This is a genomic window from Labrenzia sp. CP4, assembly GCF_001579905.1.
Taxonomy (GTDB): Bacteria; Pseudomonadota; Alphaproteobacteria; order Rhizobiales; family Stappiaceae; genus Roseibium; species Roseibium algicola.
Genome location: NZ_CP011927.1, coordinates 756933 through 780308 on the forward strand (window position 1 = coordinate 756933; position 23376 = coordinate 780308).

The window sequence follows — 23376 nt, forward strand, 5'->3', positions numbered from 1 at the left end:
CCGCCAGGGACGGCTCAAGCCAGGGGGAAAAGATGAGCAACGCTCTGACACATCACGAACCGATGGACTGGTATTCGGCAGTGCCGAGATCGATTTTCTGGCACACGCTGATCGGCGTTTTCATGCTGGTCTTCTTCATAGGAGGCTTTGCCGCCTGGTCCTTTACCGCGCCGTTGGCAGCCGCCGTGATTTCAAGCGGAACCTTTGTCGCAACCGGACAGAACAAGCAGATTCAGCACTACGAAGGCGGGATCGTGAAGGAGATCCTGGTGCAGGAAGGCGAGCGCGTTCAAAAAGGCGATCCGATTGTTCGTCTCGACGAAACCGTCGCATCCGCAAACGAGCGACAGCTGGGACTCAAGCTGGCGCGGCTGGAAGCGATCAACGCCCGTCTGCGCGCCGAATATCTCTGGCTGAAGGAGGTGGAATTCCCACAAACATTGCTGGACCTGAAGGACGATGAGGAAATTGCCACCATCATCGCCGGCCAGAAGCTGAGTTTCATCGGATCACAGGCCAAGCTGACGAGCGATATCAGGATTCTGGAGAGCACGATCGAATCCCTTCAGCACCGCCGCGACGGCTACCGTGAACAGCATGATGCCATGATCAGGCAGCTTGCGATCCTGCAGGAAGAACACACGGGCAAAAAACTTCTCTTCGAAAAAGGCCTTCTGCTGAAGCCGACCCTGAATGCACTGGAAAGAGCGATCGCAGAAGCGGAAGGGCAGATCGGGAGGCTGGCATCGTCCATGCAGGAGGCCAATGCCCAGGTGCTGCAGCACCAGGAACAGGTCAAGCAGACACGGGCTGCCTATAACGAGAAGGTGCTTGATGACCTGCAATCCATCGAGGCCGAGCTGGATGCGGCAAGAGAGCAGTCCCGCAAGGCGCGCAACGTTCTCGAGCGTGCCGTCATTCAGGCACCGGTTTCGGGCACCATCGTACGCATGCACTACCACACAGCCGGTGGGGTTATCGAAAGCGGCAAGACGATTGTCGAGATTCTGCCGTCCGACGCACCGCTGATCATCGAGGCACTGATTTCGCGAACCGATATCGACAGCGTCCATATCGGCCAGCAGGCCACTGTTCGCCTGTCCGCCCTCAATCAACGCACCACGCCGGTGCTGGAAGGCGAAGTGCAATATGTGTCCGCAGATGCAATCACCGACAACAGTACGGGCATCATGCGTGAGGTTTACGTCACTCGCATCGATATCTCGCCGGGCGAACTGACAAGGGTACTGAACTTCGTTCCGACCCCGGGCATGCCTGCGGAAATCATGATCCAGACGGCCGAGCGAACCTTCATGCAGTATCTGACCAAGCCGATCGTCGACAGCATGTCACGTGCCTTCCGGGAGGAGTAGGCAACTGGAGGCATTTTACGGTCGACGGCCGCTTTTCAGCGCAAGATTGCGCGGGATTGCATGCAGTGGCTGATCAACCCGGATTGTCTGATGTGGTCTTCAGGCAATGTCCGCCTTGGCCGGTTCGTTAGTCGCGGACCGGCCGCTTTTTTGGGAATGTTCCGGTTGGAGGGGGACAGCTGCAGTCATGTGACGTTGCGAAAAGAGGGGTTGTTTTCGCAAGGTAATCCGCCAATTATGAAAGCGGTGTTTCCGGGACTTGTACTAAGCCGGAAACAGGGTTTTCATGTGATTGCGCCAATGCGAAACCGGGTCGAACTGCTGTTGAAGACTTTTAAAATCAACGGATTGGCTGTCTGGTCTGTTGTGGTGTTTCTGGTGCTGGCAGGCCTGTCAGCTCACGCGGCGACGGACCCGTTCGCGGAACGGCGCATGGCGCTTGTGGTCGGCATTGCGGGCTATGAGAACGCTCCCGATCTGAGCAACACCACCAATGACGGCAAGCTGATTTCGGATACCTTGAACGAACTGAATTTCGAAGTGTCCGAGCATTTCAACATCGGGCTTGCGGAGTTCCGGGAACTTCTGGACCGTTTCGCCTTCGAGGCGGAAACGGCGGATGTGGCTCTCGTCTATTTTGCCGGCCACGGGATCGAAGTCGGCGGGCGCAATTTCCTGGTTCCCTCCGACGCCAAGGCCGGAAGCAGGCAGCAGGTTGCCGATACCTCGATTTCTCTCGATGACATTCTGGAAGCGGTCGACAAGGCCCGGCAGCTCAGGATCGTGATCCTGGATTCCTGCCGGAATGACCCGTTTGCCGATGTGGGCGGGCAGGAAACGCTCACCGTAAATCAGGGGGCTTACGGCCGCGGGCTGGCAGCACCTTCTCCCGAACGCGGGACGCTGGTGGCCTACGCCGCCGAAGCAGGAGCCGTTGCACTGGACGGGGCAGGTGAAAACAGTCCGTTTGCATCGGCACTGGCCCAGACCTTGAAGATCAGGGATCTGGAAATAGGCCTTGCCTTCCGGCAGGTGCGCGATTCCGTGCTGAAAGCCACCGCCAACGCGCAGGAGCCGCACACCTACGGCTCGCTGTCCGGCAAACCCTACTTCCTTGCGGGCGGCAGCCAGGAGGTCAACGTGCTTGCGGCGGCAGACCGTCTTAACGCCTGGGGGCGCCTTGAAGTCAGCCAGGAAGAGCAGTTGCAGGTGGCGGCAAGGGAGGGCGACAGCAGGGCGCTGAAAGGCCTTGCCTACATGCGCCTCAACCCGAGCGAGGACCGCTACGATCCCTCCCGCGCGGCAGCATTTCTGGAAACTGCATCGGAAGCAGGTGATCCTGAAGCCATGTTCGAACTTGCCCGCATGTATGAGCGCGGCATTGGCGTCGAACAGGATGTCGAAAAGGCATTGGAACTGTTTCGCAAGTCCGCAGACGAGGGCTTTGCGGATGCCATCAACGATCTCGGGTTCCTTTATTATCAGGGTGGCCTGGGGATTGCGCGTGATCCGAAAAAGGCAATCGAGCTGTTCGGAAAGGCTGCCGATCAGCGGCACCCGGAAGCAATGTTCAATTACGCAGCTCTGATCGATGACGGCGTGGTCGATGGCAAGGAACCGGACGATGCGGCAGAATATCTTTATCGCGCCTTGAGATCCGGCAACGAGGAAGTTTTGAGCCAGCTCTCGGAAAACCCGAAGATGTTCAAGGCCACGACACGGCGCTCCCTTCAACGGAAACTTTCAGAACGCTCTTTCTATACCGGGACCATCGACGGCCAGTTCGGCCCGCAGACCCAGAGAGGTCTGCGCAAAGCTTACGGGCTTTCCGAATAGGGGCCAGAGCGTTTTCCGGCTGAGATGGGTTTGCGCCTTCCAAAGCCATTATTGCACACTGCTGACGCTGGGTAATTTTTGACTTGTTCTTTTATTCCAAGGGGTTAAAATTGAAAAAGAACAATCAAAAGAAACATTTCGGGAAATATCAATCCCTGATTTCAAAGTAGACAGTGCAGACGTTTTTCTAAGTCATATTGCAGGTTTTTGCTGCTTTTCCGATAGCAGGTGTCGCGCCAATCGTGATTGCTGCCCGGTTCGATCAGTTGTCTCTGGTGATTTGTTCGATGTGTTTGAATAGTTGATTGGAGGAAGTCATGTTTGGAAACAGGTTTTGCGCAGGTGTGGCGGTTGCCGTGCTCGCCGGACAAGTCGTGACGGCTGCCAGTGTGCCTGCTTATGCGGTCGCCGTCCCGGGGGGGCAGTCGCTTGCGCCGGCAGATCCATTGGGTTCGGTTCTGGAGGAGCTACTGCTTGCCCAGTACAGCTCTTCCATGAGCAGCGAACCGTCTGCCCCTTCCTATGATGTCGATCGGCAGGAACGCGACCCGAAGCTGAGCGCATCTTATGGTCTCGATGAAAGGGTCACCCGCGGTGTCATCTGGATAATCCAGAACGGCAGCAACGAGTGCCGCAATTCCATCCGGCCCGAATACCGCTTCGACTGTTTGAGGAATGTTCTGGGGCGCGCCGCCTCGACAATTGAAAACCGGCCAAACTATCGCGACGCGGCGCGGGAATTGCGGAGCCTTTCCCGAAAGCTTGATGGCATTGTCTCAAAATACCAGGACCGGAGCGCTCCACGCGCGGCCGTGGGTCAGCGTACCTACCGGGCCGTTTCCTCGGCCAATCTCGAGCAGGCTCGCCGTGAAGCATCGGAAGCCATCGACGAAAGCGTCACCAAACTGCTGCGTTCGGCCGGAAACTCGGAAAAGCGCAAGACGCATTATTCCCAGATCGCAACCGCTGTCGGGTCCACCAAGCGTTTGCTTCGTTCGTAAGTATCATCGACCTAGCTGGCGGTCGCCTCAGTCCGCCGGCTGCTGATCCGGGATCTCCTCCGGAGTGATGACAGGCGTTTCACCGACATCGGGAGCAGGTTCGACAAGCTCGCGGTCTCCGACCGGGGCTGGCGTCAAAACACCGTCGCAGTCCGAGAGGCTGGCAGTTTCTTCGGTATCGGTGGGAACCCTGTCTTGCGACTTTGCGCCGGGTTCAACCTGGCAGTCGCCGCTCTTGTCGTCTGCAAGAGCGGTGCCGCACACAAGGGCCAGTGCGGTGGCAAGGGCTGCAATCGTCCGGACATTTTCGTGCGGGCGCATACTATCCTCCAATGGATGTCTCTCCATTGGAAACGCCCGAACCGTCATCGGGTTCAATTCGAGCGGATTGACCGGCTCCGCCCATGGGTGGAACCGGCAAGTTGCTTGTACGTACTCTTCAGTCGATCAGGCGATGGTCTGGCCGGTCTTTGCCCAATCCGCAAGGAACTGCTCCAGTCCCTTGTCGGTCAACGGGTGCTTGACCAGCGCCTTGATCGTTGCCGGCGGCACGGTTGCCACATCGGCGCCGATCAACGCGGCTTCCTTGACGTGATTGACCGTGCGGATCGAGGCGGCAAGAATTTCGGTCTCAAAGCCGTAATTGTCGTAGATCTGCCGGATCTCGCGGATCAGCTCCATTCCGTCCATGGCCATATCGTCCAGTCGGCCAATGAAAGGGGAAATGAAGGTTGCTCCGGCCTTGGCCGCCAGCAGCGCCTGATTGGCGGAAAAGCACAAGGTGACGTTGGTCTTGAACCCTTCGGCAGTCAGTGCACGGCAGGCTCTGAGACCATCCAGCGTCAGCGGCAGCTTGATGCAGATGTTGGGGGCGATCCTTGCAAGGGTCTTGCCTTCCCGCACCATTGCCTCGAATTCGGTCGCCGTCACTTCGGCCGAAACAGGACCTTCGACAATGGAGCAGATCTCGCGGGTCACTTCGGTGATGTCCCGGCCGGACTTGAGGATCGAGGACGGGTTGGTGGTAACACCATCGATAAGGCCGAGTTCTGTGAGGTCGCGGATGTCGCTGACATCCGCCGTGTCGACAAAAAACTTCATGTCTCTCTTTCCGTTTGGAATGGCGGGCAGCGTTATCCGCGGATCTTGCGGGCGGCCTGCTGGAGCAGCTCGAAAGCTTCGTACCGCTTGTTGTGGTAGGATGTGGCCTCAGCGCCGCCGGGTGCATAGGTTTCGCCGGCTGCCGACATGGCGGCCATGGCGGCCGGAATGTCTTTTTGCAGGCCACCAGCGACAGCGCCGAGCATGGCCGAGCCGAGAAGGACCGGTTCCGCGGTTTTGGGAGCGGCGATCACGAGGCCCGTGGCATCCGCCAGAAGCTGGCGCACCAAAGGGCTCTGGCCTGCACCGCCGCTGACGACGATGGTGTCCGTCCGGATGCCCTTTGCGGACTGCGCCTCGACAATCTGTCTGAGGCCGTATCCGAGACCGCAGATGCCCGCGACATAGAGCCTGACGAGAGCGGCGACGGATGTGTCCATATCGAGGCCCGCAATGACGGCCTTGGCTTCCGGATCGGCAAACGGCGCACGGTTGCCGAGAAATTCAGGCACCACATGCAGACCGTCTGCCAGCCTTGAAATGTCTGTCCCCTCCGGTGCAAGCCGCTCGGCTTCCGCAGCAAGCCACTGGTTGAGGCCTAGGCCTGCTTCCTTTGCCTGCTTGAGGGCGTCAGTGGAGGCCGGGTGGAAGCGGACCAGATGGTCGATGGCGGCACCTGCCGCCGACTGGCCTGCCTCGTTCAGCCAGAGGCCTGGAACCATCGCGGAGAAATAAGGTCCCCAGACGCCTGGCACGAAGGCCGGTTCTGTTGTCGAGGTCATGGTGCAGGCGGAGGTGCCGAAGACATAGGCCATCCGGCTTGTCGCGGATCCCGCCTCAGTCTGGTCCTGCCACCCGACCGTGCCGACACCGCCCGCATGTGCATCGATCAGCCCGGCAGCAACGGGTGTCCCTTCATGCAGACCCAGGTCTGCGGCCGCTTCTGCCGTCAGCCCGCTGCCCAGAGCCGTTCCCGCATCGACAACGGTGGTGCCGATGCGGTCAAAATCATTCGCGCAGAGTTCGGCAAGACCGATGGACTGGAAATAGTCGGCGTCCCAGCGGCGCTCATGACCAAGGTAGGTCCATTTGCAGGTAACCGTGCAGATGGACCGTGCAAGGCTGCCGGTTGCCCGCCATGTCAGGAAATCGGTCAGGTCGAAAAAATGCTCGGCTTTGCCGAAGATCTCTGGCCGGTTCTCTTTCAGCCAGAGCAGCTTCGGAGTTTCCATTTCCGGTGAAATCTGGCTGCCGACATAGCGCAGCACGTCGTGGCCACCGGCGTTGATGCGTTCGGCCTGGTCAAGAGCGCGGTGATCCATCCAGACGATTATGTTGCGCTCCGGGTGGTCCGTATCGCCCACCGGCAGCGGGCTGCCTTGCGGGCCGATGACCACCAGCGAACAGGTGGCGTCCATGCCGATCCCGGCCACATCGCCCGGATCGATCCCGGCCGTGCCAACCGCTTCGCGTACGGTGGCGGCCACGGCTTGCCAGATGTCGTTGGAAGACTGTTCGTAAAGGTTTGGCCCCCGGTTGAAGAGGGCGATGTCACGTTTTGCCGATGCAACCAGATTGCCGGACTGGTCGAACAGACCAGCCCTGGCACTGCCTGTGCCGACATCAATACCAATCAGAAATTTGCTCATGCCTCAAAGGTCCACACTTTGCGGCAGAATGACAAGGTCCCTGATGGTGACGCCGCGCGGGCGGCTAAGCATGAACAGCACGGCATCAGCGACTTCCCGGGGCTGCATCAGGCTGCCGTTGGCAAGGGCTTCGTCCATCTTTGCCTTGGGCCAGTCATCGAGAAGGGCTGTAACCACAGGTCCCGGCGCGACCGCTCCAACGCGCACCCCGTGTTCGGCGACCTGGCGCCGTACCGTGTGAACGAAGGCCTGCACGGCAAATTTCGAGGCGGTATAGATCGGCTCCCAGACGACCGGCACAAGGCCGGCGATGGAACTGGTGACGATGATGTCGCCGGTCTTGCGCTCCACCATATGTGGCAACACGGCGCGAATGGAGCGAAAGGCGGCATTGATGTTGAGATTGAGCACCTTGTCCCACTGGTCCGGGTCGCCGTCGATGACGCTGCCGCCGACATAGGCTCCCGCGTTGGCGTGGAAGATGTCGAGGTGTCCGGTCTTATCCACGATCCGGTCCAGCATGCCATCGACAGCGGGCCCGTCCATGAGGTCGACCACCAGTGGAATGGCGTCCGGCCCGAGTTCCTGGCAGATCGCGTTCAGTCTGTCTTCGGCACGGTCGATCAGGACCACCCGGCAGCCGGCTGCAAGCAGGCTCCTGGCGCATTCCAGGCCGATCCCGGACGCGGCACCTGTAATGGCCGCGACCTTGCCTTTGAGTTCATCGGTCATGTTCGAAATCCTTGAATTGAAATCCGGTCAGGCGCGGCCGTGAGAGACGCGGCTCTGGCGGGCGAGACTGTCGACGATGACGGCAATGGCGAGCACGCAGCCGGTGATCATGTAGCGGAGCGAGGACGACATGTTCAAAAGCGTCAGCCCGTTGGAGATCGACTGGATGACGATGATGCCAAGCAGCGCCGACCATGCCGACCCGCGTCCGCCGAACAGGCTGGTTCCACCGATAACGGCGGCTGCGATAGCGTTGAGGTTGACGTCACCGGTGCCTGCCTGCTGGCTGGCGGAGGCAAGCCGCGCGGAAGACAGAACACCGCCGAGGGCCGCCAGCAGCGAGCACAGTGCAAAGGACGTGAGGTAGGTGAAGGTGACATTGATGCCGGCTCTGCGCGCAGCCTCCGCGTTGCCGCCGACTGCCTTCACGGACCGCCCCCACTGAGTGCGTGTGAAGACATAGTTCATGACAACGACAAGCAGGGCGAAGAGGCCGAACATCCAGGGCACGCCGCGACCGAGGTTCAGATAGAAGACGGCGGCTTCGAAGGCGATGGTGGTGAACAACGCCTTGAACACAAGCCCGCCAACAGAGCCAACGGAGAGATTGGCTGCCTGGCGCTGGCGCCGGTTACGAATTCCCATCACGAGAATGGCGACGCCAGGCAACAGTGCGACTGCGTGAGAGGCCCAGGCCGGCATCATCAGAAGCTGGCCGAAGTTCACCATCCAGGAGCCGTAGGGCAGGTTGATGGATCCGGTGGAGCCGAGCATGTAGAGCTGCAGGCCGAGAAGCGCCAGCAGACCGGCGAGTGTCGAGACGAAGCTGGGCATGCCAAGCTGAGTGCGCAGCAGTGCATACACCGAGCCGATGACCGCGCCGGTGCTGAGCGCCGCCAGGATCGCCAGTGGCAGGGGAACACCCTGATTGACCCAGAGCACGCCGATCAGGGCCGAGCCGACACCGCTCATGGAGCCGACCGAAAGGTCGATCTCGCCGAGCATCAGCACGCAGACGATGCCGAGCGCGATGACGCCGACTGTCGAGCAGTCGAACAAGAGATTCACAAGGTTGTTCGGCGTAACGAACAGCGGATTGAGAATGGTGAAGACCGTCCAGATGACGATGAGGCCGACAATGACGGGCAGGGAGCCGAGGTCACCTGCCTTCACACGATCGATGAAGGCGCTGATGACGTCGGTCAGGCTGTTGGCATGCTTGACGCGCGTATCGCTGCGGTCGAGCAGCCGGGGTTCGGGAGCGGAGCCGTTCATGGTGGTTTCCTTGTTTATGCCGTGGCGCCTGCGGCCGCCCGTTTGCTGGCGCGGCGGGTGACGGCATTGTCGGTTGCGCCGGTAATGGCTCCGACCAGTTCCTCGTTGGACGATTGCGGCGAGAACACACCGTTGTTGCGGCCAAGCCGCAGCACCACGATGCGGTCTGCGACCGCGCGCACGTCTTCCATGTTGTGGGAAATCATGATGACGCCGAGGCCCTTGTCGCGGACCCGCTCCACCAGGTTGAGCACTTCCGCCGTCTGGGCAACGCCAAGGGCGGCGGTGGGTTCGTCCAGCATGATGATCTTCGGGTTGAGCAGCAGGGACCGGGCAATGGCGACGGTCTGGCGCTGGCCGCCGGACAGCGAGGCGATCGGTTCGCGCACGCTTGGAATGCGGGCCGCCAGTTCGTTGAGCAGCTCCCAGGAGCGGACTTCCATGGCCACTTCATCCAGATGCCAGGGACTGCGTTCCTGGCCCAGGAAGATGTTGGCAACGACGTCGAGGTTCTCGCACAGGGCGAGGTCCTGGAACACGGTTGCGATGCCAAGGTGCAGGGCGTCGCTCGGCCCGTGCATCGTCACCGGCTTGCCTTCGAAGTGAATGGTGCCGGAAGTCGGCGCGTGAACGCCGGAGAGCACCTTGATGAGGGTCGATTTTCCGGCGCCGTTGTCACCGACAAGGGCAACGACTTCACCTGGATGGACGTCCAGCTCGATATCGGTCAATGCCGACACCGCGCCGAAGTTCTTCGAAATGCCCTTGAGGCTCAGGATCGGCTGCCGATCCGTGGCGGAGTGGGGAGAAGTGGCGGTCATCTTGTCCGGCTCATGGTTTTCTGGGTCCTCTGGATGGCCGCCCGGCCTTCCGGGTGTCGACCCCTGGGGTCGGGCGGCCTGCTTGGGAGGAGGAGTTATTGGATGCCGAGTTCCTTGCAGCCTTCGGCATAGCGGCCCGTGCACAGTTCCTCAGCCGTCTGGATGCCCATATCGATGATCTCTTCCTTCAGGTTCTCGCGCGTGACCACGGCCGGAACGAACAGCTCGGAAGGTGTTTCGTAGAGCGTTGTCTTGGCTTCCGGCGTTTCCCCGTTCAGGAACTGCACGGCAACCTTGGCAGCCGCCGCGGCAACGATTTCAGAAGGCTTGGAGATCGTGTTGTACTGGTCGCCGGCGATGATCAGCTGCAGGGCCGCGATGGTGGCATCGTTGCCGGTTACAGGCGGAAGCGGGTCGACGCCGGCAGCCTTCAGGGCGGCAATGGCGCCGCCGCCGGTGCCGTCATTGGCCGCTACGATGCCGACGATCTGATCGCCGAAGCGGGTGATCTGGCCGCTAGCCCATTCCTGGGCTTTGGGCGGTGCCCAGTCCGGCGTGTCGAATTCGGCCAGGGTCTTGTACTTGCCGGTGGCGATACCTGCATGAATACCGTCCTTGATCAGGCCGGCAGCGGCATCGGTGGGCGAGCCGTTGATCTGCAGCAGGCCGCCTGCCTCCGGTGAGATGCCCTGTTCTTCCAGATGGCGCACCAGGGACTCGGCGATTGCCTTGCCGATGCCTTCATTGTCGAAGGAGACATAGTAGTCGGCGGTCTTGTCCGGGATCGGGCGATCGTAGGCGATCACTTTCACGCCCTGACTCTGGGCAAGGGCGACGAGCGAGGCGGCCGCGCTGGAATCCACCGGATCAAGCACAATCACCTTGGCGCCTTGTGTCAGAACGGAGTTGAACTGCTGCTGCTGGCGCGCCACGTCTGCATCCGCGTTCTGGTAGATGACGGTGCAATCCGGGCAAAGCTTCTCCATTTCCGCCTTGAAGCCCGGGAAATCATGTTCCTCGTAGCGGGTCGATGCCTGGTCTGGCATCAGGAATGCGACGGTGCCGGATGCAGCCTGGACAGCGGTTCCCTGCAGCAGGGCGGCGGCAACGATGGCCGCGCCGGCAAGTTTCTTGTTCATCGGGTTCATTTCAGTTTCCTCCATCAATAAAACGGTCCGTCGGCCCCGTCCTCGGGTGCGCTCAAGACCGGTTGGTTTCCTGAAAGACCACTGCTAATCTTGGCCGAGCATGATCGAGTCCGCGCAGAAACCCTGACGCTTTAGCCGGTGCAACGGCACGGGGCGTCTTTACGGGTTCCGGCGGATGAGAGGATCTACCTGCCGCTTCGGTTAGTGGGTATTTCAGGACGATCTTGCCGACGCGCGGGGTTGCTCACCGCACTCCGCGCGTTTCTCGTCCGGATCAACGGGACTGATAGCGTTTGAGTGTCCGTTGATCCTGAAGTCCGATTTTCCTCCTCTTCCTCCCATGTGTCCGTGCGGTCTTTGCCGCCTGTCTGCCATCGTGCCCTGTCGTGGCGGATGGCATCAGTGGATCTTCTTTTCCTGCCCTTCCGCCGAGGCGCTGTCCCTCGGTGCCGGGGTGTGTGTTTGCGAATGCATGTCTTCGCCTGCTTCGAGATCGCGCACCGAGGCACGGACGATCAGGCTCGCGTTCAGCACCGCCGGGGTAGCGGGTGCCTTGCTGTCACCCTCGATCCGCTGCAGCAGCCGGCGCCAGGCGGTTTCCGCGATCTTGTCGACAGGCTGTCGGATGGCCGTCAGTCCGGTGTTGCGGGCGGACATCCAGGCATAGTCGTCAAACGCGACGACAGACGCGCGGCTCGGGATGTCGATCCGGTGTTCGGCGAGGGCTGACAACACGCTGAGTGTCGTGACGTTGGTAAGCGCGATGATTGCTTCCGGCAGGGGATTGCGTTCCATCCAGTCCAGGAGCGTCCTGGTGCCTGCGGTGATATCGGAACCCAGATTGAGAATGGTCGGCCGTTTGCCGGTTTGCGCCTCGATGATGGCGGCAGCCCCTTCCGTTCTTTCCAGGATCGGAGGGTGATCCAGGTCGGAAACGCCGATTGCAATGTTCTGGTGGCCACGCTCCAGCAGATGCCTTGCGGCAATCTCGCCTGCCTCGCGGTTGTCGATGGTCACCGTATCGGCAATTGCCCCTTCTGCAGCAACACGGTCAACCAGAACCATCGGCAAGGTGGATCTTGCTTCCTTCAGTTCCGGCGGCATGGTGCTTGAGCAGGGCACGGCAATCAGCCCTTCCGGCCGCCATGCGAGCAACGCCTTCAGACGTGAGGATTCCACCGCGCGGTCGTTATGGGAGCTGGCGACGATCACGTCGTAACCTTCCGCTGATGCGGCGGTTTCCAGTCTGGAGACGATGGTGGCAAAAAAGGTGTCGGTGAGGTCGGGGACAATTACCGCGATGATACGGGTTCGGCCCGAGCGCAGCTGGGAAGCAGCCCGGTCAAGCTGGTAACCGAGTTCGCGCGCAGCCTTGTGCACGCTCTCCTTCAGCTCGTCGTTGACCGGTTTGCGTCCGGAAAAGACGTTCGATACCGTCGCGATCGACACGCCCGCAAGAGCAGCGACTTCCTTGATGGACGGTTTTTTCCGGGACATCTGCCAGCGCCTCCCAACACTGTTAAACGTTTTACAGTTAAACGTTTAACAGTGCGGTTTGAGGTTGGCAAGCGGAAAAATGGGAAAGGTAGGCTCAGCGCGTTTCGGAAAGGCGTTGCATCCCCCCTCTGCGCGCCCTGGGAGGCATGGGCGCGGAGGGGGGCTTGGCAAAAGGCGAAAGCGCGGTGTTAGCGCTTCCAACCCTCGGTTTTCATCAGGACCGCGGCTTCCGGGGTCTGGAGGAAGTCCAGAAAAGCCTTGGCTTGCGGGTCGGCGTCGGGGGAAAGCACGACGTTGACATCGCGCCAGATGCGACGGTTTTCGTCCAGTTCGACAAGGGACAGAACGTCCGGGTTGTTGATAGGCCAGTTCGGCCAGGTGATCCAGGCATCGGCCTCAAGGTCCTTGAAGGCCCGGAAACTGGCACCAGAGCCTTTTTCAAACGCGACGATGTTCGATCTGAACGCCGACACGTCACCGAGATTTCCGGTCCTTCCGGCGATGTCTTCCCAGACACCTGTGCCGGATGTGTTGGCGACACCGGCACCCTCGGTCACGACGATCTTGATCCCGTCCTTGAGCAGGTCTTCAAAGCCCTCGATCTTTTTCGGATTGTCTGCGCGCACGGCGATGATGGCGGGCCGGATGTAGATCGGCTGAACCTGGGAAGAGTCAAAATTGCCATAGGTTTCCAGAAACGCCGTCATCGATTGTTCGGACGTGCCCCAGAGGATATCGGCATCCGCCTGGGCTTTCGCGGACCAGGTGGTTTCCGGGCCGGCCGTGATTTCGACCTTGTTACCGGTTTTTTCTTCAAAGGCCTTTGCAACTTTCTGGAACGCCGTGTGCGGGCCACCCGCACCATAAAGTCTGACAACTCCGTCGGCGGGGCGGTGTTTGATGGATGGATCGGCGAGTGTGCTTTCCTGGGCGAGTGCAGGGCCGGCGCAAACCAGCAGCGCGAGCGCACAAAGGGAAGTTTTCATATCGGAATTCCTGAATTCTGTTGGCTTGTGACGCATGCGCGCCGAAGGCGGCCTTGCGCTGCCCCCGCACCTGACTACGCCAGCCGGCTGCCTGGTCTTCCCAAGAGCGGGGTCACGAAAGCGCGAGGTCTCTTTCAGAATGATCTGGCGACTTTCAGTTCGATTGTTGCGCCGGGTCGAGCTGGGTCTGGATCAGGTGGGCAAGGTTCAAAAGCTGTGAGCGCGGCATGTCGCCGGTCACCGCGTAGGTGAACCCGGTGTCGCTCCAGAAGAACGCCTGTTCCGTGCCGGATTCCGCGAACTGGAATTTCGGTTCACCGTCGACCCCGCGGCGCAGGTAGACGGTCACCCGGTTGCCGTCCGCATCGTCATACATGAGCTGTGCTGCCGGATCCGCCCCGCTGGGCAGCAGGCGTCCACCCATCAGCGTCAGTCCGGCAACCCGCAGATCAGGAATGCGGAACGGATGGTTCAGCCGATTGCCGAGCCAGGTTGCCAGATGACGCTGGTCGCTGGCTGCCACCTCGACCGGATGAGCAACCTCAACGGTGAATGTTCGGTGAGCCGTCAGGGCATCGGTCAGGAAGGGCTGATACGCTGGCAGGCTTGCATCCGGTTTCAGGGACCAGCCGGCAAAGACGCCGACCAGCAGGGCCGCAGCGATGGAGGCGGCCATGCCAGCGCGCGGCAACCATCTGCCCCCTGAAGGCGCGGTCAGGCCGGGAGGTTCTGCAGTGACGCGGGAATAGGCTGTCTTCAGGTTTGCCGAGATCCGGCGGTCCGCCTCAACCCGGGCGGCAGCTTCCGGATTGTCCCTGAGATAGGTTTCGACCTCGCGTCTGCGGTCCGCAGGCAGCTCGTCGTCGACGTATCGAACGAGGTCTTCCTCCCGGATGGGAGGCTCCGTCTGGGAATTCATGTCACGCTCCTTAGATGGGGACGCTCGGAGGCGCGGGGGTCTTCTCTCAGTCTGGCACGGGCGCGGCTGATGCGCGACATGATGGTTCCTTCGGCAACGTTCAGGATTGCGGCGGCTTCTGCATAGGTAAAGCCTTCCACGCCGACCAGGAACAGTGCTTCGCGCTGGTCTTCTGGCAAGGCCAGCATGCGGTTCAGCAGATGCTTGAGCTCGGCGCTGTCCTGCTGCGAGGCGGGCGCCTGAAGCTGGTTTTCCAGATCGTCCAGGTCGATATGGTTCGAATGGCGCCGCAAGCGCCGCCAGCGGCTGACGTGAAGATTGCGCATCATACGGAAGAGCCACGGCCGCAGCGGTACAGACGACCGGCGAAGGCTCCATTTGCGCAAGGCCCGTTCCAGGCAGTCCTGCACAAGGTCTTCCGCTTCCGCCTGGTCGCAGGTCAGCGTTACCGCGTAGCGATGCAGCGCCGTCGTCTCCCTGAGCAGGTTTTGGGTATTGTCGGGCAAGGGCTTTTCCTCGTGGACACTACTGACACCAACGCCTGTTCTGCGCGAATTATTCCGTCGCCGGCAAAAAAGAAATTTCGGCTCCTTCGGGAAGGAAAACACCGCCACCTGCGTGGACAGCACCGGATGCGGCCGATCGCATCTGGAACAGTGAACGAATGGAGATCTGAAATGAAGCCGATCAGTCAATTTGCCGCTACTGCCTTCGCAGGTACGGTTCTGTTTGCATCCGCAGCCCTGGCAGGGCCGGGTGAAGACCTGGCACGTACCCATTTCAACAACATCGCAACCGGCAAGGTCGATGCCCTCAAGGCGTCCTATTCCGACAAGGCCGTGCTGGAATGGGTCGGTGGCCCGCTGGATGGTGTCTATACCGGTGCTGCAGACATAGGCACGGTCTGGACCAAGTTCACAGGGGCGCAGGGCAAGCTGAAGGTCGATGTCTCGAATGTTCAGGAAAACGCCAATCCTGCTGGCGTGACGGTGACCGCCAATGTGCGCTTTTCCGGCAAGAACACGATCCCGGTTCGCTACGTCCTGACCTATCGGAGCGGCAAGCTGGCAAGCGAAGTCTGGCAGATCGACCCCAAGCTCGCGAAGTAAGCCGGCATTTCCCCGCCTGCTGTTCCCGCTTGCATGGCAGGGGAAACCGGCGCGCAAGCATCCTGCGTTTGCAAGAACGCAGGATGTCTTTTTGCGCAGGGCAAGGCCAAGGTTCTGCAAAATCTGGCCTAGGTGCGATCACTCCTCTCACCACGGTGACAGGAGGCCTGTGGTTGATAGGCGTTCTCTTGTTTTGGAAGATCGAAAGGACGCCCGATGAACAGAACACCCGTCAATCCCTGGCCCTGGTCGCTCAGGCTCGGCTACAATCAGGCCGAAATTGTTGAAGGCATGGGCCGGCAGCTGATCTGCGCCGGACAGACCGCTGTCGACGGGGAAGGAAATCCTCAGCATGCCGCGGATATGCGCGGTCAGATCGAGCTTTCGCTGAACAACCTGGAAGCCGTACTGGCCGAAGCGCGGATGACCCTGGCCAATGTCATTCAGGTCAAGGTCTACACAACGGATGTGGACGAGGCCCTGAAGAACTTCGACGTCCTGGGAGCGCGGTTCGGCCGTCTTGACGCTGCGCCGCCAATGACACTACTTGGCGTGAGCCGGCTTGCGCTTCCTCCTCTCATGTTCGAGATCGAAGCGACCGCTGCCGACTGAGACCCGACACCTGAAAGCAGCTTCGAAGCGGCTGCATCCGGTTTTCTGGAGCGTGAGGAAACGGAATGCGACGCGCGGAAAGACTGTTTCGGATCATCAACGAGATGCGGACCCGCGACGTTATCCGGGGCGCAGAACTTGCCGAACGGTTCGAAGTCAGCCTCAGCACGATTTACCGGGATATCGCCCACCTTCAGGCGTCCGGTCTTCCCATCGAAGGGGAGGCCGGCATCGGCTATCTGCTGCGTCCGGGCTTCGATCTGCCCAACATGACGTTTACCCATGATCAGGTCGATGCGCTGGCGATCGGCCTTTCCTTTGTGGAGCGCACGGGCGACCAGGCGCTGGCATCGGCGGCACATGAAGTGCGTGCCATGATCCAGGCCGGCATGCCGGATCCCGATAAACGCAAGCTGGCCGACGCGCCGTATTTCAGCCTGCAGATCAAGAACAGCGCCCCACCGACCGTCAGTCTGATCCGCGAGGCCATCCGGATGCAGCTCGTTGTCGACATCTGTTACGAGGATGCCGATGGAAAACCCACGGAGCGCAGCGTCCGCCCGCTTGTCATCTGGAACATGACAGACGGGTGGATGTTCAGTGCGTGGTGCGAAATGCGGCAGGCTTTCCGCACCTTCCGTTTCGACCGTGTCGTAAAACTGAGTGTCACAAGCACGGTTTTCGAGGACGACGAGACAAGAGGACTGCGTGCTTTCCTGGCAACCGAGCCTTGCGAGGAAGAGGGATAGCCGGAGCTCCGTACCGGTCCAGCGACCACCGGCCACTGGACCTGCCTTTTCAGGTTCAGGCTGCCAGGCTGGTCATCTCTTCCTCTGCCCAGGAACCGTCCGGCTGGTAGCGCGCGGCCATACGTCCGTTCCGAAGCGTGAACAGATGCAGCCAGCCATTTTCGAAAAGGTTCCGAACATCCGGGTGCGCATCCAGAATGGCAGTTATTGCCTCGTCGGGGGCTTCGATCAGAACCGACAACCGGAGAGGGGTGTGCATTCCTTTCTCGCCATCATGCAGTGCCTGTGCAGGTAGGCCGGGCCGCAGGCGCCCACCGTTGCCTTCCACAACGCCAATGCCGCCAACCACGTTGTGGATGAGTTTGTTGCCGCCACCGAAGACATCCGGCGCGACTGAAGAGCCATAGTATTGCAGGCTGATCCAGCTCGCCACGACCACCGGGGCGGTGAGGATGAGTTCAAGCGTCTTGAAGTCCTTGTCCGTTTGCCAGTCGTAGCTGTGAAGGAAGGCGCGGCCTTCCAGATTGGCCTTCGATGTCAGATGTCTGGGGGCAGCGATGAACGCGGCACAGTCTGCAAGTCCCCACTCCGGCCTGATTTCGGCCCAGTTGAATGCTCTGGCAGCAATGGAGGCAGCATTCGTGACTGGCAAGCGCAAGGCGCGCTCGGCCCGTGCCTCGACTCCCGCCCGTTTCAACCATTTTTTCAGAAGGTCGAATTCATCCACCGGGCCGGATTGGTCCTTGTCGAACAGGGTGATCTCGTCCGTTGTCGTGTCGTGGAGCGCCGCGACGAACCGGGTGTCGTCAGGAAGGTCGATACCATGGGCGGCAAGTCCGGCGCGGGTTTCGGCATCGTTCAGCAAGCTTGCAAGCAACCGCGCTGAAACTTCACCTGAATGACCACCGCACGCGCCGCAATGATAAGCGCTTTCATGCGGATTGTTTTTCACATTGGCTCCGTGGCCAACAAGCAGAACCACCTGCGCATGATCGTTCGTGAGGCTCATGGCCTTCAGGACCGCAGCGGCAGTCGCTGATTTCGTCTCGGCATCAAGCGCCGGGTCGAGCCTGGGGGCGGCACTCGTTGAGACCTTCCTTGTGGGGCGGCCGAGAGAATCCTTCACCAGCTTGGTGACATACAGTGGGCCGGCAGCTTCCACATAGGCGAAGGACGAGACAGCGGCCTGGCGGAACCTGTCCAGTGCCCGTATGGCCCGCGCACCAATGCGTGCCGTCTTTTCCTCATTGGAAGAACCGTGGCAAGTTGAGGTCATGGACGGTTTCAGCAAGACCGGCAGGTGATTTTCTTCAACATCGGAGCCGTGGTCCCTGTGAGCAGCAGGAAGACCGAAGAAACCCGCAAACCCGAGTGTTTCGATCGATGGGCTCTGGTTTTCCAGCGCCCGCCGGAAGACTTCCGAGCGCACGTCGATGCAGAACGCCGCCTGAAGGGCAGGGCGCTCCCCGGTGTTCTTTGTCTGCGCCTTCAACTGTTGGCCGAGAGACCGCTGGTATGCCCGCTCTGCCGCGTCCTGCAATATGGCATCGATAACCTGGCCCCGATCCGGAACAAGAGGTGCAGCGTGAAGCTGAAGCGTGGCCTGCCATTGGTCGGCGACAGCCGGGAAGCGGTTGAAAAGCGCCTCTTCCCAGATCAACCGGACGGCCAGCAGGTCGCCGAGCGTGCCGTCCGTGGTGCCGTCCTGTTCTGCCTGCCACAGCAGCCAGCGTGCATGCTGCGCCCAGCCTCCCAGGTCCATCAGCAGCCGGTGAAACAGGGTTTCGGCAGCCGGAACGCTGATGCCCAGCCGGTCGGTTACCCGCAGGATTGCCTGTTCGGAAGTGTCCGGAGACGTGGTTACATGGGAGCAGAACCCCGTCAGTCCGGCAATTTCGGGTGTCAGGTCACGGCTCGCCCAGGACCGCCAGGCAGCATAAGCGCCCTCACCTGGGGCTGGAGACCAAAGCGCCTGGCCGCGGTCGAAGTAACCGGCGGCCCACAGACCAACGGTTTTTTCGATAACCGACGGCCAGTCGATGCCGGATACAGAAGCTGCGAGTTCGGCAATGGTTGGTACGGCTGTCGGTGCCGGTCCATCCATTTGGGCGAATGCCTTGAGCTGCGCGACATCCGCCGGCTTGTTGCCGGCGTTGCTTGCCTCAAGGGCGGCCGTCAGGTCTTCATCCAAGATGCGGCCACAGGCGATCTCGGCGCCGTAGCTGCTTCTGGGCCGGGTCAGGCTGATGCCGCTCGTTCTGGCAAGGCGCGTGGATGCTTCCGCGAGGCCTTCTCCAACCTGGCCGAGGAAGGGATTGACGGCAACGGTTGCATCCAGCGGAAAGGCGGGCGGGATGGCCCTTATGGCTGACGTGCCTGCTTCGAGGATGCCCGAAACCCGGAGCGAGCTGAATTGGGTGTGCTTGATAAACATCTGAAGTGCCTCGTCTTACTTGGAGTTTGCAACCCGGTATCCGCCGATGAAGCGGTCGAGGAGGGCGTTGAGGTAAAGGCCGTTGGCGATGTGAACGCGCAAGCCGGCGGTCGACGGATGGTGTGACCAGAGCGGGAAAAGCGTCTGCGCAACGGCAACGATGCCGAAGGAAAGCACCGCCAGGACGATCAGTGCCCATTCGAGGGGGCCGGCGACAGGTGCCTGCGGCAGAGCTTCGCCCCACAGAAGGTTGGCAACCTGCTGGAAGCCGAAATAGGCAAAGGCAACGATGACTGCGGCCAGCGAGGTGCGATACGTCAGTTCAGCGGGGGCCGCATCTGCAAGGCCTTGCGCCACCAGATAGGCCACACCGAAGATGAGCATTGCTCCGATGGCAAGCGCCTGAGGGGTTTTCGGGCCTGCGATCATCGAGAAGGCGAAGGAGACTATCGCGTAAAGAAACAAGGCGATCGCGAAGGACCGGAGCACGTTGGCAACGCTGGGGATTGCGATCGGACCGGGGCGCCGCAGCTTGGCAACGGCCAGAACCGCTCCACCCGAGGACAGGAAGGCATGGGCCTTGTAGAGGGAGTGCGCGACCACATGGAGCAGCGCGAGTGGCCAAAGACCGAGGCCACACTGCAGCAGCATGAAACCCATCTGGGAAATCGTTGACCAGGCAAGGGCTGTCTTCACCGCGCTTTGGGTCAGCATGACCACTGCCCCGAAGAGAGCGGTCAGGCCACCGAGAGCCACGAGCGTGCCCATGGCGCCAGGACTGGCCTGAACCAGATCTGCGGTCCTGATCAGAAGAAACCCGCCGGCGTTGATGATGCCTGCATGAAGCAGGGCGGAAACCGGGGTCGGCGCCTCCATGACTTCCGTCAGCCAGCCGTGCAGGGGGAAGGCGGCCGTTTTCAGCACGGCTGCCAGCACCAGGAACACCACAGCCAGATGTTCTACGAAGGAGAGATCAGGCCCGACCGTTTCAGAAAGCTGTCCAAGCTGTGCGGTGCCGGCGCTTGCCATGAACAGCCCGGCGGCCAGCAGCAGCGAGATGTCACCTGCATGCCAGACAAGCGCGAATTTTGTGGCGGCCCGTTGGGCGGCGGCGCGCTGCGGGTAAAACAGCAATAGCCTGCGCAGGCAGAGGCCGATCCCGGCAAAGCCGAGGACAAGCAGGAACAGGCTGCCCGACTGGACGACCACCAGTACGGCCGCAAGTGCCGTGAGCATCAAGCCGTGGAAGGCCCCTTCTCTCGCTTCACCGTCGAGGTAGGTCCGGGAGTAACGCATCACCACCCAGCCGATGAAGGCGACCAAAAGGGTCATCGTCACGCTGATGGGGTCGAGCCGCGCAACAAGCGTAAACGGACCTTCGAACAAGGTTGCTTCCGTTGCTCCCAAGACCAGAAGCTGCACCAGACCGGCAAGGGCAAGCACAAGGGCGATAAATGCACTTGCTTCCGAAGCCTTGGGATAGAGCCCTGGGCGGCGGCCCGGACACATTGTTGAAACGGCCGCTGAAGCCAGCAACAGCACCGGCGCAAGAAGGGGCAGGGGGAACAGGTACGGCATGGGAACCTCACGAACGCTGAAAGACGCCGTGGATATACCGTCTCGTTTTCTTGCAAAAAATTACATATTATAATCAAAATCGTTCTATAATTTGGAAGTGTTTTCGTGCTGAACCTTCATCATCTGCGGCTTTTCCGGGCAGTTGCGCGGGATGGAACACTGACGGGGGCTGCCAGGGTGCTGAACCTGTCGCAGTCGGCGCTATCCTCGCAGATCAAGACGCTGGAAGCCTCCCTTGGACACGATCTGTTTGAACGACGCGGACGTGGTCTGGTGCTGACGGAGGCCGGGCGGATCGCCCTTGATCACGCGGAAGCGATCTTTCGGACCGCCGAGGACCTGACAGCGACCCTGCGCAACACGGGCACCGAGCGCAAGGCATTGCGGGTGGGGGCACTTGCAACGCTTTCGCGAAATTTCCAGATCGGCTTCCTGGAACCCCTGATCGGACGATCAGATGTCGAAGTGGTGCTGCGCTCCGGAGCGCAGGCAGACCTTCTGAGGGCCCTGGAAGCATTGGCGATCGATGTGGTCCTGACAAACCTTGTGCCAGCCCGGGATGCCTCCAGTCCCTATCTCGTACATGGACTTTCCGAACAGCCGGTCAGCCTGATCGGACCCGCAACCGCAGCCGATCTGGCGGGGCTGCCCTTGCCGGAGCTTCTGTCTTCGCAGCCGCTGATCCTGCCGACGCCGGAATCGGCCTTGAGGGCATCTTTCGACGCGATGGTCGAGCAACTGGGTGTCGTCACCAAAGTTGCCGCGGAAGCCGACGACATGGCGATGATCCGCTTGCTTGCGCGTGCGCACGCGGGGCTTGCCGTCATTCCGCCGATCGTCGTGAGGGACGAGCTTGCTTCGGGACGGCTGATCGAGCTGGGCAGGCTGGAAGGGCTCAAGGAGGAGTTCTTCGCCGTCACGCTGCACCGGCGCTTCCCGAACCCGCTGGTCGCCGACTTGCTTCAGGCTTTCAAAAACAAGACGGACTGAGCAAGGGTTTCAAGCCTTTGCCCAGTCCGAAACGTGGCGCCGAGGTCGCGTCAGTACGCAACCGACAAATGCGGGCCGGTGTTCTTGTCGACCACTTCCGGCTTGTCGGTTTCAACCTTGCCGGTCCAGCCGCCGCCAAGCGCCTTTTGCAGGGCGATGTAATAGGTGGTCAGGCGGACACGGCTCTGGATGAGCGTGTCTTCGGCGGAGTAGGTCGAGCGTTCAGCGTCGAGGGCATCGAGGAAGCTGGCGGCACCGGTCTGGTAGAGCGATCTGGAAAGCTCGGCGGCCGACTTGTAGCTTTCCGCCGAACGCCGCTGACTGGCGACACGCTTGCGTTCCTGGGTGAAGCCGACAAGAGCGTTCTCGACATCTTCCAGTGCTGTCAGCACCGATGCCTGGTAGGCGAGGAAATACTGATCGCGCTGGGCTTCGGCAATCTCGACGCCTGCCGCAAGTTTGCCTGCATTGAAGATCGGCACGGACAGCGACGGGCCGAAGGCCCAGCTGATCGAGGAATTCTTGCCGAGATCGCCAATGTCGGCTGCGGCGGTACCGATGGAACCTGTCAGGCTGACGGAGGGATAGCGTGCTGCCGTTGCCTGACCGATTTTCGCGGTTGCCTCCGCAAGCTGGCGTTCAGCCAGGCGAACGTCCGGTCGGGTCAGCAGGATGCTTGCCGGAATCCCGACAGGGATTGGCAGCTTGGGTGTCGGAATCCGGCTGCTTGCCAGCAACCGGTCGGTAAGGGCAGTCGGCTGTTGACCGGTCAAAACGCTCAGCCGGTGCATGGAAGCGGCGAGAGCTGTCTTCAGGGCCGGAATATTGGCCTCTGTCGACGCCGCCTGACCTTCCGCGTTGGCAACGTCGAGACCGGAGGAAGAACCGGCCTGGAACCGCTTGCGAATGAGATCGGCCGAGGACTGCTGCGATTTCGCGGTGTCCTGCGCCAGTTTCAGCCGCTGCTGAAAGCCGCGCGCTTCGACATAGTTGGTGGCAAGGTCACCAATCAGGGTCAGCAAGCTTGCTCGCAACTCTTCCTCGGCAGCATCAAGACCGTATTTGGCTGCTTCCTTTGCTCGGCGGTTGGCGCCGAAGATGTCGATCTCCCAGGCGGCATCGAAACCACCGTTCCAGAGCGTGCCGACGCTGTCGGACCCACTCGATTTGGAGCGGGTCACGCCAGCCGCACCGTCAAGGCTCGGAAAGAGCGATGAGGAGGCCTGTTTGTAACTGGCCCGGGCTTCACGCACCTTGGCCTTGGCGGTGCGGACATCCAGGTTGTTCTGAACCGCGAGCGAGATCAGGCTGTTGAGCTGGGCATCGCCCAGTTGCGTCCACCAGTTGGCAAGTTGCGGCACAGAGGCAGGCGTTTCGCCTGTCGTGTTGCGCCACTTGCCGGGCACGGAGACATCCGGGCGCTGGTAGTCGGGGCCGACGGAACAGGCACCCAGCAGGGTCGCCGCCATCAGGCCCGCACCCAGCCGCAACCAGGTCTTGCGGCGTTGAGAGGGGACGGCGCAGGCAGAGCCGGTCTCAGGTTTGAAAAGGGTCATCGAAACTCTC

Annotated in this window: 21 protein-coding genes; 7 read left to right on the forward strand and 14 right to left on the reverse strand. The window is 61.0% G+C overall.

Features of this window, described 5'->3' with window-relative positions; all coding sequences use genetic code 11:
* Positions 1-32: 32 nt before the first annotated feature.
* The 3 genes from ACP90_RS03640 (at position 33) to ACP90_RS03650 (ending at position 4210) form a co-directional block, all read left to right on the forward strand.
* Entirely contained in the window at positions 33-1373 is a 1341-nt protein-coding gene (locus ACP90_RS03640; RefSeq protein WP_031269001.1) for an HlyD family type I secretion periplasmic adaptor subunit, read from the forward strand.
* A 324-nt stretch (positions 1374-1697) separates the two neighbouring features.
* Positions 1698-3209, forward strand: coding sequence for a caspase family protein (locus ACP90_RS03645; RefSeq protein WP_208993449.1), 1512 nt, complete (start codon positions 1698-1700; stop codon positions 3207-3209).
* A 317-nt stretch (positions 3210-3526) separates the two neighbouring features.
* On the forward strand, positions 3527-4210 hold the full coding sequence (locus tag ACP90_RS03650; protein ID WP_062486819.1) for a hypothetical protein: 684 nt from the start codon (positions 3527-3529) through the stop codon (positions 4208-4210).
* Between the two features lie 27 nt (positions 4211-4237).
* Here ACP90_RS03650 and ACP90_RS03655 read toward each other — a convergent pair whose 3' ends face one another.
* From ACP90_RS03655 to ACP90_RS28165, 11 genes are all read right to left on the reverse strand, one after another.
* The gene (locus ACP90_RS03655) at positions 4238-4531 is read right to left on the reverse strand and encodes a hypothetical protein (RefSeq protein WP_062486822.1); all 294 of its coding nucleotides are present in this window, start codon (positions 4529-4531) and stop codon (positions 4238-4240) included.
* A gap of 126 nt (positions 4532-4657) precedes the next feature.
* The gene (fsa, locus tag ACP90_RS03660; protein ID WP_062486824.1) at positions 4658-5311 is read right to left on the reverse strand and encodes a fructose-6-phosphate aldolase; all 654 of its coding nucleotides are present in this window, start codon (positions 5309-5311) and stop codon (positions 4658-4660) included.
* Between the two features lie 32 nt (positions 5312-5343).
* The gene (locus tag ACP90_RS03665) at positions 5344-6960 is read right to left on the reverse strand and encodes an FGGY-family carbohydrate kinase (protein ID WP_062486826.1); all 1617 of its coding nucleotides are present in this window, start codon (positions 6958-6960) and stop codon (positions 5344-5346) included.
* Between the two features lie 3 nt (positions 6961-6963).
* Positions 6964-7692, reverse strand: a complete 729-nt coding sequence (locus tag ACP90_RS03670; RefSeq protein WP_062486828.1) for an SDR family oxidoreductase — start codon at positions 7690-7692, stop codon at positions 6964-6966.
* Between the two features lie 27 nt (positions 7693-7719).
* Positions 7720-8967 (reverse strand): ABC transporter permease, encoded by a 1248-nt coding sequence (locus ACP90_RS03675; RefSeq protein WP_062486829.1) that lies wholly within the window; start codon positions 8965-8967, stop codon positions 7720-7722.
* A gap of 14 nt (positions 8968-8981) precedes the next feature.
* On the reverse strand, positions 8982-9788 hold the full coding sequence (locus tag ACP90_RS03680; protein WP_062486831.1) for an ATP-binding cassette domain-containing protein: 807 nt from the start codon (positions 9786-9788) through the stop codon (positions 8982-8984).
* 95 nt (positions 9789-9883) lie between these two features.
* Complete coding sequence (locus tag ACP90_RS03685) at positions 9884-10936, reverse strand: sugar ABC transporter substrate-binding protein (RefSeq protein ID WP_062491318.1); 1053 nt, start codon at positions 10934-10936, stop codon at positions 9884-9886.
* Positions 10937-11335: 399 nt separating this feature from the next.
* A complete protein-coding gene (locus tag ACP90_RS03690) occupies positions 11336-12433 on the reverse strand; it encodes a LacI family DNA-binding transcriptional regulator (protein ID WP_062486833.1) in 1098 nt (365 codons plus the stop codon).
* A 188-nt stretch (positions 12434-12621) separates the two neighbouring features.
* A complete protein-coding gene (locus tag ACP90_RS03695; RefSeq protein ID WP_062486836.1) occupies positions 12622-13419 on the reverse strand; it encodes a substrate-binding domain-containing protein in 798 nt (265 codons plus the stop codon).
* Positions 13420-13573: 154 nt separating this feature from the next.
* Complete coding sequence (locus ACP90_RS03700; RefSeq protein WP_062486838.1) at positions 13574-14338, reverse strand: anti-sigma factor; 765 nt, start codon at positions 14336-14338, stop codon at positions 13574-13576.
* Positions 14335-14844, reverse strand: a complete 510-nt coding sequence (locus tag ACP90_RS28165; protein ID WP_201030449.1) for a sigma-70 family RNA polymerase sigma factor — start codon at positions 14842-14844, stop codon at positions 14335-14337. The genes ACP90_RS03700 and ACP90_RS28165 overlap by 4 nt, the downstream gene beginning before the upstream one ends.
* Positions 14845-15015: 171 nt before the next feature.
* Here ACP90_RS28165 and ACP90_RS03710 point away from each other — a divergent pair, with 171 nt between their 5' ends.
* The 3 genes from ACP90_RS03710 (at position 15016) to ACP90_RS03720 (ending at position 16808) form a co-directional block, all read left to right on the forward strand.
* The gene (locus tag ACP90_RS03710) at positions 15016-15447 is read left to right on the forward strand and encodes a nuclear transport factor 2 family protein (protein WP_055661544.1); all 432 of its coding nucleotides are present in this window, start codon (positions 15016-15018) and stop codon (positions 15445-15447) included.
* A 216-nt stretch (positions 15448-15663) separates the two neighbouring features.
* The gene (locus ACP90_RS03715; RefSeq protein WP_062486840.1) at positions 15664-16059 is read left to right on the forward strand and encodes a Rid family hydrolase; all 396 of its coding nucleotides are present in this window, start codon (positions 15664-15666) and stop codon (positions 16057-16059) included.
* A 65-nt stretch (positions 16060-16124) separates the two neighbouring features.
* Entirely contained in the window at positions 16125-16808 is a 684-nt protein-coding gene (locus tag ACP90_RS03720) for a YafY family protein (protein WP_062486842.1), read from the forward strand.
* Positions 16809-16863: 55 nt separating this feature from the next.
* Here ACP90_RS03720 and ACP90_RS03725 read toward each other — a convergent pair whose 3' ends face one another.
* Positions 16864-19242 carry a DUF2309 domain-containing protein gene (locus tag ACP90_RS03725; protein ID WP_062486844.1) on the reverse strand — a complete coding sequence of 793 codons (2379 nt, stop codon included), beginning with the start codon at positions 19240-19242 and terminating at the stop codon, positions 16864-16866.
* A 15-nt stretch (positions 19243-19257) separates the two neighbouring features.
* Positions 19258-20820 carry a proton-conducting transporter membrane subunit gene (locus ACP90_RS03730; RefSeq protein ID WP_062486846.1) on the reverse strand — a complete coding sequence of 521 codons (1563 nt, stop codon included), beginning with the start codon at positions 20818-20820 and terminating at the stop codon, positions 19258-19260.
* Between the two features lie 105 nt (positions 20821-20925).
* Between ACP90_RS03730 and ACP90_RS03735 the strand changes: the two genes are divergently transcribed.
* Positions 20926-21810 (forward strand): LysR family transcriptional regulator, encoded by an 885-nt coding sequence (locus ACP90_RS03735; protein ID WP_023000125.1) that lies wholly within the window; start codon positions 20926-20928, stop codon positions 21808-21810.
* Positions 21811-21860: 50 nt separating this feature from the next.
* Here the strand turns inward: ACP90_RS03735 and ACP90_RS03740 are convergent, their stop codons facing one another.
* On the reverse strand, positions 21861-23366 hold the full coding sequence (locus ACP90_RS03740) for an efflux transporter outer membrane subunit (RefSeq protein ID WP_062486847.1): 1506 nt from the start codon (positions 23364-23366) through the stop codon (positions 21861-21863).
* Between the last annotated feature and the right edge of the window lie 10 nt (positions 23367-23376).